12 protein-coding genes are annotated in these 13,976 nt (G+C 62.1%); 11 read left to right on the forward strand and 1 reads right to left on the reverse strand.

Going from position 1 to position 13,976, the window contains the following annotated elements:
• Positions 1-175 precede the first annotated feature (175 nt).
• On the forward strand, positions 176-430 hold the full coding sequence (gene bamE, locus QWI20_RS20025) for an outer membrane protein assembly factor BamE (protein WP_192171240.1): 255 nt from the start codon (positions 176-178) through the stop codon (positions 428-430).
• Between the two features lie 86 nt (positions 431-516).
• On the forward strand, positions 517-1,014 hold the full coding sequence (locus QWI20_RS20030) for a lipocalin family protein (RefSeq protein ID WP_369307001.1): 498 nt from the start codon (positions 517-519) through the stop codon (positions 1,012-1,014).
• 328 nt (positions 1,015-1,342) lie between these two features.
• Here the strand turns inward: QWI20_RS20030 and QWI20_RS20035 are convergent, their stop codons facing one another.
• A complete protein-coding gene (locus QWI20_RS20035; RefSeq protein WP_369306914.1) occupies positions 1,343-2,707 on the reverse strand; it encodes a formimidoylglutamate deiminase in 1,365 nt (454 codons plus the stop codon).
• A 190-nt stretch (positions 2,708-2,897) separates the two neighbouring features.
• Between QWI20_RS20035 and hutC the strand changes: the two genes are divergently transcribed.
• From hutC to hutH, 9 genes are all read left to right on the forward strand, one after another.
• Entirely contained in the window at positions 2,898-3,608 is a 711-nt protein-coding gene (gene hutC, locus QWI20_RS20040) for a histidine utilization repressor (RefSeq protein WP_369307002.1), read from the forward strand.
• Positions 3,605-4,198: a HutD family protein gene (locus QWI20_RS20045; RefSeq protein WP_369306915.1), complete on the forward strand. Its 594-nt coding sequence runs from the start codon at positions 3,605-3,607 to the stop codon at positions 4,196-4,198. The genes hutC and QWI20_RS20045 overlap by 4 nt, the downstream gene beginning before the upstream one ends.
• Before the next feature lie 53 nt (positions 4,199-4,251).
• Positions 4,252-5,430: a Na+/H+ antiporter NhaA gene (gene nhaA / locus QWI20_RS20050; protein ID WP_369306916.1), complete on the forward strand. Its 1,179-nt coding sequence runs from the start codon at positions 4,252-4,254 to the stop codon at positions 5,428-5,430.
• Positions 5,431-5,923: 493 nt separating this feature from the next.
• The gene (gene hutU, locus QWI20_RS20055; RefSeq protein WP_369306917.1) at positions 5,924-7,621 is read left to right on the forward strand and encodes a urocanate hydratase; all 1,698 of its coding nucleotides are present in this window, start codon (positions 5,924-5,926) and stop codon (positions 7,619-7,621) included.
• A 174-nt stretch (positions 7,622-7,795) separates the two neighbouring features.
• Entirely contained in the window at positions 7,796-9,265 is a 1,470-nt protein-coding gene (locus tag QWI20_RS20060) for a cytosine permease (protein WP_369306918.1), read from the forward strand.
• 139 nt (positions 9,266-9,404) lie between these two features.
• The gene (locus QWI20_RS20065) at positions 9,405-10,370 is read left to right on the forward strand and encodes an ABC transporter substrate-binding protein (protein WP_192171247.1); all 966 of its coding nucleotides are present in this window, start codon (positions 9,405-9,407) and stop codon (positions 10,368-10,370) included.
• Positions 10,371-10,575: 205 nt separating this feature from the next.
• Positions 10,576-11,427, forward strand: a complete 852-nt coding sequence (locus QWI20_RS20070; protein ID WP_369306919.1) for an ABC transporter permease — start codon at positions 10,576-10,578, stop codon at positions 11,425-11,427.
• Positions 11,424-12,308, forward strand: coding sequence for a glycine betaine/L-proline ABC transporter ATP-binding protein (locus tag QWI20_RS20075; protein WP_369306920.1), 885 nt, complete (start codon positions 11,424-11,426; stop codon positions 12,306-12,308). The genes QWI20_RS20070 and QWI20_RS20075 overlap by 4 nt, the downstream gene beginning before the upstream one ends.
• Positions 12,309-12,321: 13 nt before the next feature.
• On the forward strand, positions 12,322-13,971 hold the full coding sequence (gene hutH / locus QWI20_RS20080) for a histidine ammonia-lyase (protein WP_369306921.1): 1,650 nt from the start codon (positions 12,322-12,324) through the stop codon (positions 13,969-13,971).
• Positions 13,972-13,976 lie beyond the last annotated feature (5 nt).

The following is a 13,976-nucleotide window of genomic DNA, read 5'->3' on the forward strand; positions in this document are numbered from 1 at the left end:
CCCAAGTGTAGTGTTTGCTGCGCGACAGCGCGGCGGGCTGGACACACGGGAAATTCTCACCCCTCGGAACCAGTCACCCCCTTTTCTCTTCTAAACTCGCAGCATCATGTCGGCGCTGTGCGGCTATCGCCGGGCGCTGTGACACTGCCCCCCCTCGATTCAGGAGCTTCATCTCATGTCTTTGCGCACTCTCGCGGTATTGTCGTTCTGCGTATTGCTGGCGGCCTGCAGCAAGGTCACTCAGGAGAACTACTCGAAAATCTCCGCCGGCATGCCCAAGGCGCAGGTCGAGCAACTGCTCGGCAGCCCGACCGAATGCTCCGGCGCGTTGGGAATGTCCAGTTGCACGTGGGGCGATGCGAAGACCTTCATCAGCGTCCAATACGCCGCCGACAAGGTAGTGCTGTTTTCAGCGCAGGGGCTTGAATGAATATTCGTCAGGGATTGAAAATCGGCGCCGTGGCGCTGGCAGCATTGTGGATCAGCGCCTGTGCGGTTAAGCCAGAAACTGAATCCATGGCGCCGAAGACGGTTGATCATGTTGATCTCAAGCGTTATCAGGGCACGTGGTACGAAGTGGCGCGGCTGCCGATGTTCTTCCAGCGCAACTGCGCGCAGTCCGAAGCGCATTACACGCTGAAGGACGATGGCAAAATCGCTGTCACCAACCGCTGCCGCACGATCGAGGGCAAGTGGGAGCAAGCAACCGGAACGGCTTCACCGCAGGTTCAGGGCAAGACCGACAAGCTGTGGGTCGTGTTCGACAACTGGTTCTCGAACCTCTTCCCGGGTGTGGCAAAGGGCGATTACTGGGTGCTGTACGTGAGCCCCGACTACAAAGTGGCGCTAGTGGGCAGCCCGAACCGCAAGTTCCTGTGGCTGCTGTCGCGCACGCCTCATGTGCCGGATGCAGTGCGCAACGACCTGCTGATGAGAGCGCAGCAACAGGGCTACGACACCACCAAGCTGATCTGGCGGGTGGCGGATTCGAAGGTGGGCAAGGCTGCGGACTGACCCGTTCGGTCATTCGTGAACAAGCTCACTCTCATGAAACATGACAGCGCCGCAGCTCTACCTGTGGACACAAAAATTGTGGGAGCGAGCTTGCTCGCGAAGAGGTCGAGACACCCGCTGCATCTCTAGCGCCTGAATCGCCGCCTTCGTGAGCAAGCTCACTCCCACAAGGGTTGTGTTTGATGCGAGACAGCGCGTCGCCTGGACGTGCAGGATTGCTCCAAAAGTAGGCCCGCATGCCCGTGTGCGCCATGCACATTCAGGATGGGCATGCACCACGTGGGAGCGAGCTTGCTCGCGAAGGGGCCCTTTGCCTCTGCACACATGTTCAGCCCAGCAATTCCCTCAGCACCTGGGCAAACGCACGGCTGCTCTGCCCTTCATCGGCATGGTGGCCGTCGCGGATCACCCAGCGGCCATTGACCATCACATCCTTGATCTGACGATCACTCCCGGCGAACAGCCAGCGATTGAGAATGGCATCACCGGACGCCGTCCCCAGATAAGCGTCGTTACCGTCCAGCACCAGCCAGTCGGCCCGTTTGCCCACTTCCAGCGCACCTACCGGTTGGCCCATCGCTTGGGCACCGCCCACCAGCGCCGCGTCGTATAGCGTGCGTCCGACCATTGGCTGATCCGGCCGGTACAGGCGGTTACGACGCTGATCGCGCAGACGCTGACCGTATTCGAGCCAGCGCAACTCCTCGACCACGCTCAGCGACACATGGCTATCAGAACCGATGCCCCAGCGACCGCCCTGAGCGATGTAATCCACCGCCGGGAAAATCCCGTCGCCCAAGTTCGCTTCGGTGGTCAGGCACAGTCCCGCGATCGCACGACTTTTCGCCATCAACGCCACTTCATCCGGCTCGGCATGGGTCGCATGAACCAGGCACCAGCGCCCATCGACGTCGACGTTTTCATACAGCCACTGCAATGGCCGACGACCGCTCCAGCTCAGGCAATCGTCGACTTCCTTTTGCTGCTCGGCGATATGAATGTGGATCGGGCAATGGGGGTCGCTGGCGGCCGTCACGTCACTGATCTGCTGCGGGGTCACGGCACGCAGCGAGTGAAAGCAAAGCCCCAGCGCCTGGGCGGGTTGCGCGGCGATGATGGGCTTAAGACGTGCTTGCAGGTCCAGGTAACTGTCGGTGCTGTTGATGAACCGGCGCTGCCCTTCGTTCGGGGTCAGGCCGCCGAAACCGGAGTGGCTGTAGAGCACCGGCAACAGGGTCATGCCGATGCCGACCGAACTCGCCGCCTGGCTGACCTGTAACGCCAATTCGGCGGGGTCGGCGTAGGGCTTGCCGGTGGTGTCCTGATGGACGTAGTGAAATTCCGCAACCGAAGTAAAACCGCCCTTGAGCATTTCGATGTACAGCTGCCGCGCGATGACGCCGAGCTGCTGCGGACTGATCTGCCCGACGAGGCGATACATCAGGTCACGCCAAGTCCAGAAACTGTCATTGGGATTGCCGGCCACTTCCGCGAGGCCCGCCATGGCACGCTGAAAGGCGTGGGAGTGCAGATTGGGCATGCCCGGCACGACCGGCCCATTGAGCAGCTCGGCGCCAGCGCGTTTGGCATCGGCCTGAACCTGGCTCAGCAGGCCATCGGCGCTGACCTCGAAACGTACGTTAGTGGCCCAGCCGGTGGGCAATAACGCGCGTTCGGCAAAGAAAACGGACATGACTCGGCACCCCTTGCGTGAAATTGTCTATACATATACAGACGTTTATACGGCCGGTAAACTGCGCCGCGCTTGTCGGCACACGTGTTAATGGTTAGCGTGGACGCTGTAACCTCTTTCGCCTGAATAACGCCATAACAAGGATTTCTCTGTGCCGACTCCGCCTGCCATTTTGCCGCTGGCCTCCCAGATGGGTGTCAGTCCGGCGCCGCTGTACGCCAGGGTGAAGCACATGATCACCCAGCAGATTCAGAACGGCACCTGGCCGCCGCACCACCGCGTGCCGTCCGAGAGCGAACTGGTGACGCAGCTGGGCTTCAGCCGCATGACCATCAACCGCGCCCTGCGCGAGATGACCGCCGAAGGGCTGCTGGTGCGCATGCAAGGCGTCGGTACCTTCGTCGCCGAGCCCAAGACGCAATCGGCACTGTTCGAAGTGCATAACATCGCCGATGAGATCGCCGCCCGCGGACATACCCACACCTGCCAGGTGATCATCCTCACCGAAGAAGCCGCTGGTTCCGAACGTGCGCTGGCGCTGGACATGCGTGAAGGCCAGCGAGTGTTTCATTCGCTGATCGTGCATTTCGAAAACGATATTCCCGTGCAAATCGAGGACCGTTTCGTCAACGCCCTCGTCGCACCGGACTACCTGCAGCAGGATTTCACCCAACAAACGCCCTACGCCTATCTGTCCCAGGTCGCGCCGCTGACGGAAGGCGAGCACGTGGTTGAGGCGATTCTCGCCGAGCCCGACGAATGCAAGTTGCTGCAGATCGAGAAGGGCGAGCCGTGCCTGCTGGTGCGTCGGCGCACCTGGTCCGGGCGCCAACCGGTGACCGCCGCGCGCCTGATTCATCCCGGTTCACGCCATCGCCTGGAAGGACGCTTCAGCAAATGACTCAACTGACTGTTCTGCGCGCCGCTGACTACCCGCGCATGCCCTGGAAAAACGGCGGCGGCAGCACCGAGGAAATCACTCGCGATGCCGGCGAAGGCCTGGAGGGTTTCGGCTGGCGGCTGTCGATTGCCGACATCGGCGAGTCGGGCGGCTTTTCGGTGTTCGCCGGTTATCAGCGCATCATCACGGTGCTGCAAGGCGCAGGCATGACGCTGAACATCGATGGCCAGGACAGCGAACCACTGCTGCCGTCCGATCCGTTCGCGTTCAGCGGCGACAGCGCAGTGTCATGCACGCTACTCGACGGCCCGATACGCGACTTCAACCTGATCTACTCGCCCGCCCGCTACCGCGCGCGCCTGCAGTGGATCGACGTGATGCAGCCGCAGCGGTTTTTCAGTTCGGCCGACGTGTTCGTGGTGTTCAGCGCGGCCGAGCAGATGGCCGCCAATGTCGGCGAGCATCCGCCGCAACGGCTGGAAAAACACGATTGCCTGCAATTGGACAACGCTGCAGGCGAGCTGCTGGAGGTTGTGCTCTACGCTCCTCGCGCCAGTCGCGTGTGCGTGATCGAGTTGTCCCGCGTCTGAGTCCCGCCGTCCCTGTGGTAGATTGCGTTTTTTTCGCCAGCACAGGGACGACCATGACGACGCTCAACGACAATAAAGAAAGCCCTCGAGCCCTCGCCATTCTTGCCAGTTTTCTTTCATCGGAGTCGGCAGGCGGCCTTGTGCTGATGGGCGCTGCCCTCGCGGCGATCATCGTTGCCAACTCCCCCCTCGCCCCTTCTTATTTCGCTGCACTGCACAGTGTGTGGGGCGGGCTGTCCATCGAGTTGTGGATCAACGACGGCTTGATGGCGATCTTCTTTCTCATGGTCGGTCTGGAAATCAAACGGGAAGTACTGGCCGGCGGTCTCGCCACATGGGGTCAGCGCGCGCTCCCCGGTTTTGCGGCAGCGGGCGGCATGCTGGTGCCGGCGCTGATCTACATCGGCATCAACATGGGCAACGCCGAAACCCTGAGCGGCTGGGCGATTCCTGCGGCCACCGATATCGCTTTCGCCCTCGGCGTGCTGTCTTTGCTGGGCAAGCGGGTGCCGACGTCGTTGAAGGTGTTTCTGGCCGCACTGGCCATTCTCGATGACCTGGGCGCTGTTACCATCATCGCGCTGTTCTACAGCAGCGGCCTGAACATGCCGATGCTCGGTGCCTCCTTCGCGACGCTGGCGGTGCTGGTGATCATGAACCGCATGGGCGTGCAGCGATTGCTGCCGTACCTGCTGCTCGGTCTGTTGTTGTGGTTCTTCGTGTTGCAATCCGGGGTGCACGCGACCTTGGCCGGTGTGGCGCTGGCGCTGTGCATTCCGCTGGGAACGCGCAAGGAAGAAGCCCGCTCGCCGCTGCTGTTCCTTGAAGAAAAAATGCACTACTGGGTGGCGTTCGCGGTGGTGCCGATTTTCGGCTTCGCCAATGCGGGCGTGTCCCTGTCGGGCATCACCCTCGGCAATCTGGTCGATCCGGTGCCGCTAGGCGTGGCACTGGGGTTGTTTGTCGGCAAGCAGATCGGCGTGTTTCTTGCAGCCGTGCTGGCGATCCGATCCGGCCTGGCAACCCTGCCGGAAGGCAGCAACTGGCCGCAGCTGTATGGCGTGGCCCTGCTCTGCGGGATCGGGTTCACCATGAGCCTGTTCATCGGCAACCTGGCTTTCCCGGGCGCTGCGCATCTGATCGATGAAGTGAAAGTGGGCGTGTTGCTGGGTTCGATCGCGTCGGCGCTTGCCGGGGTGTGGCTGTTGCGCAGCAAGCTGGCCCGGCACTGATTAGTACTGAGACTACCCTGATATACCCAGCGCTACCGATCATGTGGGAGTGAGCTTGCTCACGAAGACCGTGTATTAGCCGCAGAGAATTTGGCGGATGTACGGGCCTCTTCGCGAGCAAGCTCGCTCCCACAGGTCAGGTGTCGGCAGCGATATCTGCACACGACGTTCTGTTACCCAATTCGCGCACTGAGCTGGGGCGTTCGCACCGAAAAGTAACAATTTCCTTCGTTTCATCTTCTTTGCATCCGTAACCCTCCTTACACCTGAAATCTCGGCAAGCCCGACGCAGAGCGGCCCGACGGGATTTCTGCGCCCGCAAAACCAACATTGGCCCCTTGGTTGCATATGCTTGTATGTACAAGTAAGCATGAGTCGATAAAAGGCGTCCACGCCCGGTTCGGATCACAACGGCGACGCTCATGCAGACCCTTATTCCCACGTTCGTCACGGACCCCGCGTCCCGGCCGGATTGATCATCGAGGATTGTTAAGTGACTACTGACCACACCACCCCTGCTCAGCAATGGACCAAACGCCGCGATGTAGAAATCCGCGCCGCCCGTGGCACGCAACTGACGGCCAAGAGCTGGATGACCGAGGCGCCGTTGCGGATGTTGATGAACAACCTGGACCCCGAAGTCGCCGAGAACCCGAACGAACTGGTGGTCTACGGCGGTATCGGTCGTGCAGCGCGCAACTGGGAGTGCTACGACAAGATCGTCGAAAGCCTGACCAACCTGAATGACGACGAAACCCTGCTGGTGCAATCCGGCAAACCGGTCGGCGTGTTCAAGACCCACAGCAACGCGCCCCGCGTGCTGATCGCCAACTCCAACCTGGTGCCGCACTGGGCCAGCTGGGAACACTTCAACGAACTGGATGCAAAAGGCCTGGCGATGTACGGCCAGATGACCGCCGGCAGCTGGATCTACATCGGCAGCCAGGGCATCGTTCAAGGCACGTACGAAACCTTCGTCGAAGCCGGTCGCCAGCATTACGACGGCAACCTCAAAGGCCGCTGGGTGCTGACCGCAGGACTGGGCGGCATGGGTGGCGCGCAGCCATTGGCCGCAGGCATGGCCGGCGCCTGCTCTCTGAACATCGAGTGCCAGCAGAGCCGCATCGATTTCCGCCTGAAAACCCGTTACGTCGACGAGCAAGCCACTGACCTCGACGACGCCCTCGCCCGCATCGCCAAATACACCGCCGAAGGCAAGGCGATCTCCATCGCCCTGTGCGGCAACGCCGCCGAGATCCTCCCGGAAATGGTCCGCCGTGGCGTGCGCCCGGACATGGTCACCGACCAGACCAGCGCCCACGACCCGCTTAACGGCTACCTGCCAAAAGGCTGGACCTGGGAGCAGTACCGCGAGCGCGCCGCCAGCGAGCCTGCTGCAGTGGTCAAGGCCGCCAAGCAGTCCATGGCCGAGCACGTCGAAGCCATGCTGGCGTTCCAGAAAATGGGCGTGCCAACGTTCGACTACGGTAACAACATCCGGCAGATGGCGAAGGAAGTCGGCGTCACCCACGCCTTCGATTTCCCCGGCTTCGTACCCGCTTACATTCGTCCGCTGTTCTGCCGTGGTGTCGGTCCTTTCCGCTGGGCCGCGCTGTCGGGCAACCCTGAAGACATCTACAAGACCGACGCCAAAGTCAAAGAGCTGATCCCGGACGACGCGCACCTGCACAACTGGCTGGACATGGCCCGTGAGCGGATCAGCTTCCAGGGCCTGCCGGCACGTATCTGCTGGGTCGGCCTGGGCCAGCGCGCCAAGCTGGGCCTGGCCTTCAACGAAATGGTCCGCAGCGGCGAGCTGTCGGCGCCAGTGGTGATCGGTCGCGATCACTTGGACTCTGGCTCCGTCGCCAGCCCGAACCGCGAGACCGAATCGATGCAGGACGGCTCCGACGCCGTGTCCGACTGGCCACTGCTCAACGCCCTGCTCAACACCGCGAGCGGCGCGACCTGGGTCTCGCTGCACCATGGCGGCGGCGTCGGCATGGGCTTCTCGCAGCACTCGGGCATGGTCATCGTCTGCGACGGCACCGATGAAGCCGCCGAGCGCATCGCCCGCGTCCTGCACAACGACCCGGCCACCGGCGTGATGCGTCATGCCGATGCGGGTTATCAGATCGCGATCGACTGCGCCAAAGAGCAGGGTCTGAACCTGCCGATGATCAACGGCTAAAAGCACTTATCTGTAGGAGTGACCGGGGTGGCGCTCCACCTTGCTCGCGATAGCGTCGGACCATTCAACATTGATAGCGCCCGACATTACGCAATTGCGAGCAAGCTCACTCCTACACAGAGGGATGCATTCTGCAGTTACGCGTGCCGACACTCGCTTGAGGGGATGTTTGAGATGGCTGTTCCAGATGATCGTGCTGCACCTGCTTCCGTGATCGAGCGGCGTTCGATCGATTACATCCCTGATGCCGAACGACACGGTCGTCTGTTCAGTCAGTTCACGCTGTGGCTGGGCGCCAACCTGCAAATCACCGCGATTGTCACCGGGGCCCTGGCCGTGGTGCTGGGCGGCGATGTGTTCTGGTCGCTGATCGGGCTGTTCATCGGTCAGCTCATCGGCGGCGGCGTGATGGCGCTGCATGCGGCGCAAGGGCCGAAGCTCGGTCTGCCGCAGATGATTTCCAGCCGGGTGCAATTCGGCGTCTACGGCGCGGTGATCCCGCTGGTGCTGGTGTGCCTGATGTACATCGGCTTCTCCGCCAGCGGCTCGTTGCTTGCCGGTCAAGCGGTGGCGCAACTGATCAACGTGCCGGACTGGCAAGGCGTGGTGATCTTCGCTGCCGCCATCGTGGTACTGACCATTCTGGGCTACCGGGTCATCCACATGATCGGCCGGGTCGCCAGCCTCATCGGCGTGATCGCCTTCGTCTACCTGTTCGCCGCGCTGCTGGCGGGCAACGACGTCGGCGCGCTGTTGGGCAACAAGCACTTCTCGCTGAGCAGTTTCCTGCTGGCGATTTCCCTGTCGGCGTCCTGGCAGATCGCTTTCGGCCCTTACGTCGCGGACTACTCGCGCTACCTGCCGCGCAGCACGTCGGCTGGCAAAACATTCTGGGCGGTAGGCCTGGGTTCGGTGATCGGCGCACAGGCGTCCATGGTCTTCGGCGTGTTCGCGGCGGCGCTGGCCGGCAAGAACTTCGCCCACCACGAGGTCTCGTTCATCGTCGGCCTTGGCGGGACAGGCGCGGTCGCGGCAGCGCTGTATTTCAGTATCGCGTTCGGCAAGGTGACCATCACCACGCTCAACGCCTACGGCAGCTTCATGTCCATCGCCACCATCGTCAGCGGCTTTCGCGGCAACCGGCACATCTCCAGCGCGCTGCGGCTGACGTACATCTTCGCCATGGTCGGCATCGCGACAGCCCTGGCGCTGCTGGGCAAGGACTCGTTCCTCAAGGACTTCTCGGCCTTCATCCTGTTTCTGCTGGCGTTTTTCACGCCGTGGAGCGCGATCAACCTTGTGGATTTCTACTGCATCACCAAAGAGCGCTACGACATTCCCGCGCTGTCGGACCCGAACGGTCGCTATGGCCGCTGGAACGGGATGGGCATCGGGATTTACGTGCTGGGCGTGCTGATTCAGATGCCGTTCATTTCCACGCATTTTTACACCGGGCCGCTGGTGGCGAGCCTCGATGACACCGACATCTCGTGGATCATCGGCCTCATCGTGCCGGCTGTGCTGTACTACGTGGCGGCGAAGAGGTGGCAGGACAACGTGGCCGATCGCCTGATCCTGCCGACGGATTCCGAGGCGCCTCATGCAAGTTGCACCGTGGCCCCTGCGCACGTCGCGGTGAACTGACCGTTCGTCATGCACGTCTGTTGCAGGGGGCATGCTGGAGAGAGAAGCGGGAGGAGGCCGACAAGTGCCTCTCCCCTTGGCTGGAAGCCGTCTGTTTTCGTTACTGCCGTCATCCACTACAAGACCGGAGCGTCACTCAATGAACACGAAAAAGGCCCTGCTATCCACGTTGCTCACCGCGGGCGTGCTCGCCAGTGGCGCCAGTCAGGCTGCGGGATGGTGCGAGTCCGGCAAACCGGTGAAATTCGCCGGCCTGAACTGGGAAAGCGCAATGCTGCTGACCGACGTGCTGCAAGTTGTGCTGAACAAGGGCTATGGCTGCGAAACGGACAGCCTGCCGGGCAACTCCATCACCATGGAAAACGCCCTGAGCACCAACGATATTCAAGTGTTTGCCGAAGAGTGGGTGGGGCGCAGCGAAGTCTGGAACAAGGCTGAAGCCGCCGGCAAAGTGGTCGGCGTCGGGTCCCCGGTGAAGGGCGCGGTGGAAGGCTGGTACGTGCCGCGTTACGTGATCGAAGGCGACGCCAAGCGCAAGCTGGAAGCCAAGGCACCGGACCTGAAGTCGATCGCCGACCTGGGCAAATACGCAGCGCTGTTCAAGGACGCCGAAGAGCCGGAGAAAGGCCGTTTCTATAACTGCCCGGCCGGCTGGACCTGCGAGCTGGAAAACAGCGAAATGCTGAAAAGCTATGGCCTGGAAAGCAAGTACACCAACTTCCGCCCAGGCACCGGCCCGGCGCTGGATGCGGCGATTCTGTCCAGCTACAAACGTGGCGAGCCGATTCTGGCCTACTACTGGTCGCCAACACCGCTGATGGGGCAGGTGGACATGGTGCGTCTGGAAGAGAAGGACGGCGTGAACAAGACCATCGAGATCAAGGTCGGCCTGTCCAAGGCGTTCCACGAACAGGCGCCTGAACTGGTGGCGGTGATGGAGAAGGTCAACATCCCGATCGACCTGCTCAACCAGAATCTGGCGCGCATGACCAAGGAACGCATCGAGTCGCCGAAGCTGGCGAAGATCTTCCTCAAGGAACACCCGGAAGTGTGGCATCAGTGGGTGAGCGAGGATGCGGCGAAGAAGGTGGATGCTTCGTTGTAAACCTTGATCCGGGTGCCGCGCTACGGCGGTACACCGAACCTGTAGGCCTTCGCTTGCTCGCGAATGGGGGATGATCAGATGTCGAAAATGTGGTGAATACAAGAACTTCGCGAGCAAGCTCGCTCCCACAGATTCGGCGTCAAGCACCGCCCCCAGGCATTACCAGAGCACGGATCCGCACCCAGCATTTGAATGAGATAACGATATGTTCCCCGAAAGCTTCACGTTCTCCATCGCCGACTGGGTCAATGACTGGGTCGACAAGCTGGTCACCAACTACGGCGACGTGTTCCGGCACATCTCCGACACGCTGCTGTGGGCCATCGTCAAGCTGGAAGGCCTGTTGCGCGTTGCACCGTGGTGGCTGTTGCTGGCCATCGTCGGCCTGATCGCCTGGCACGCGACCCGCAAGATCACCACCACGTTGGTCATCGTCGGCCTGCTGTTCCTGGTCGGTGCCGTGGGCCTGTGGGACAAGCTGATGCAGACCCTGGCGCTGATGCTGGTCGCCACGCTGATTTCGGTGATCATCGGCATACCGCTCGGCATTCTGTCGGCGCGCAGCAATCGCCTGCGCTCGGTGCTGATGCCGCTGCTGGACATCATGCAGACCATGCCCAGCTTCGTGTACCTGATTCCGGTGCTGATGCTGTTCGGTCTTGGCAAGGTCCCGGCGATCTTCGCCACGGTCATCTATGCCGCGCCGCCGCTGATTCGCCTGACCGATCTGGGCATTCGTCAGGTCGATGGCGAGGTCATGGAAGCGATCAACGCATTCGGCGCCAACCGCTGGCAGCAACTGTTTGGCGTGCAACTGCCGCTGGCCCTGCCGAGCATCATGGCCGGGATCAACCAGACGACGATGATGGCGCTGTCGATGGTGGTGATCGCTTCGATGATCGGTGCCCGCGGTCTGGGCGAAGACGTGTTGGTCGGCATCCAGACCCTCAACGTCGGACGCGGCCTGGAAGCAGGTTTGGCCATCGTCATTCTGGCGGTCGTGATCGACCGCATCACGCAGGCCTACGGCCGTCCACGGCATGAGGCGAACAAATGAGCGTCGAGACTATTAACCCAGCGAGCTCGGGCAATCCACTGAGCGCGGGCGTTCCAGAGAACACGGGCGGCAAAATCGTCGTCAAGAACGTGTACAAGATCTTCGGCAACCGCGCCAAGGATGCACTGGCGATGGTTCAGAACAACCAGAGCAAGGATCAGGTCCTGGCGCAGACCGGATGCGTGGTCGGCGTGAACGACCTGTCGCTGTCCATCTCCAGCGGCGAGATTTTCGTGATCATGGGCCTGTCGGGTTCCGGCAAATCCACGTTGGTGCGGCACTTCAATCGCTTGATCGACCCCACCAGCGGCGAGATCCTGGTCGATGGCGAGAACATCCTGACCTACGACATGGAAGCGCTGCGCAACTTCCGTCGGCACAAGATCAGCATGGTGTTCCAAAGCTTCGGCCTGCTGCCGCACAAGACCGTGATCGACAACGTCGCCTACGGCCTGACCGTTCGTGGCGAGAGCAAAGCGCAATGCGCCGAGCGCGCGCAGCACTGGATTACCACGGTGGGCCTGAAGGGCTACGAGAAAAAGTACCCCCATCAGCTCTCCGGCGGCATGCGTCAGCGCGTCGGCCTGGCTCGGGCGCTGGCGGCTGACACCGACATCATCCTGATGGACGAAGCGTTCAGCGCACTCGATCCGCTGATCCGCGCCGAGATGCAGGACCAGTTGCTGGAGCTGCAATCGAGCCTGAAGAAAACCATCGTGTTCATCACCCACGACCTCGACGAAGCCGTGCGCATCGGCAACCGCATCGCCATTCTCAAGGACGGTCGGCTGATTCAAGTCGGGACACCGAAAGAAATCCTCTACTCGCCTGCCGACGATTACGTTGATCGCTTCGTGCAGCGGCGCGTGGCGACTCTCTAAGGACGCTGTGGTCATGTCGCGAGCAGAACAGATCATCATCGGCGACGGCCCGCTCAGTTGGCGGGACGTGACCGCGGTTGCCCGTCATGGCGCGACGCTGTCGCTGTCGGAAGCCGCCTGGGCGCGGATCGACAATGCCCAGGCGATCGTGCAGCGCATCGTTGCCAGCGGCGAACGCGCCTATGGCGTGAACACCGGCCTCGGCGCGCTGTGCAATGTGTCGCTGGCGGGCGAGCAACTGGGCCGGCTGTCGCGCAACACCCTGCTCAGCCATGCCTGCGGCGTCGGCCCGGCGTTACCGGACGAGCAGACCCGCGCGATCACCTGCGCCGCGATCATCAACTACAGCCAGGGCAAGTCCGGGATTCACCGTCAGGTGGTCGAAGCCTTGCTCGCCCTGCTCAATCGACGCATCACGCCGCAAGTGCCGTCCCAGGGCTCGGTAGGATACCTCACGCACATGGCGCACATCGGCGTCGCGCTGCTCGGCGTGGGTCAGGTCAGTTATCGCGGGCAGGTGATGTCGGCGTTGCAGGCGCTCAGCGAAGAGGGCCTGTCGCCGGTGGAACTGGGGGCCAAAGACGGTTTGTGTCTGGTCAACGGCACGCCGTGCATGACCGGACTGAGCTGCCTGGCGATTGCCGACGTGAATCGCCTGATGCAGTGGGCGGACGTGATCAGCGCCATGACCTTCGAGGGCCTGCGCGGCCAGCTCGACGCTTTCGACGAAACCATCATCGCGCTCAAGCCGCACCCCGGCATGCAGCAGGTCGGCAAAAACCTGCGCGGCCTGCTCGCTGGCAGCGAGGTGCTCGCCAACAGTCAGGGTATCCGCACCCAGGACGCCTTGAGCATCCGCTCGATCCCGCAGGTCCACGGCGCCACCCGCGACCAGTTGGCCCACGCCACACGGCAGATCGAAATCGAGCTCAACTCCGCCACCGACAACCCACTGCTGCTCGGCACGCCCGAGGCTTATCGGGTGGTTTCCCAGGCCAACCCCCACGGCCAATCCGTGGCGATGGCGGCCGATCTGCTGGCGATTGCCATGGCCGAACTGGGCTCGATTGCCGAGCGACGGCTGGATCGGCTGATCAATCCGACGGTCAGCGGGCTGCCGGCGTTTCTGGTCAGCCAGCCGGGGGTCAACTCCGGGATGATGATCACCCAATACGTCGCCGCCTCGCTGTGCGCGGAAAACCGCCAGCTGGCACAACCGGCGGTCATCGATAACTACGTGACATCCGGCCTGCAGGAGGATCATCTGAGCATGGGCACCAGCGCCGCGTTGAAGCTGCACAAGGTGCTGGAGAACGTGACGCAGATCCTCGCCATCGAGTATCTGCTGGCCGCCCAGGCGTTCGAGTTCTTCAAGGGCCCGCGCTTTGGCGTCGGCACAGAAGCGGCGTGGCGTCTGTTGCGCGAGCGCGTGCCGGCCTATGACGAAGACCGCTGGCTGGCCCCGGACATCGCCAGCAGCGTGACGCTGCTCAAGAACGAAGAGTCATTGGAAACCGTATTCCAGCGCTGCCGCGATTACGCGGCAGACGCCAAACCCGACACCGACAACAACGGTCGCAGCGCAAGCGCCCACCGCGCAGGACAGGCAGGAGCCGGTTCAGCGCAGACGACCGATACCCAATCAGGAGTAGCAGCATCGTGACCGAC

This window comes from Pseudomonas sp. W2-17 (assembly GCF_041060445.1).
Taxonomy (GTDB): Bacteria; Pseudomonadota; Gammaproteobacteria; order Pseudomonadales; family Pseudomonadaceae; genus Aquipseudomonas.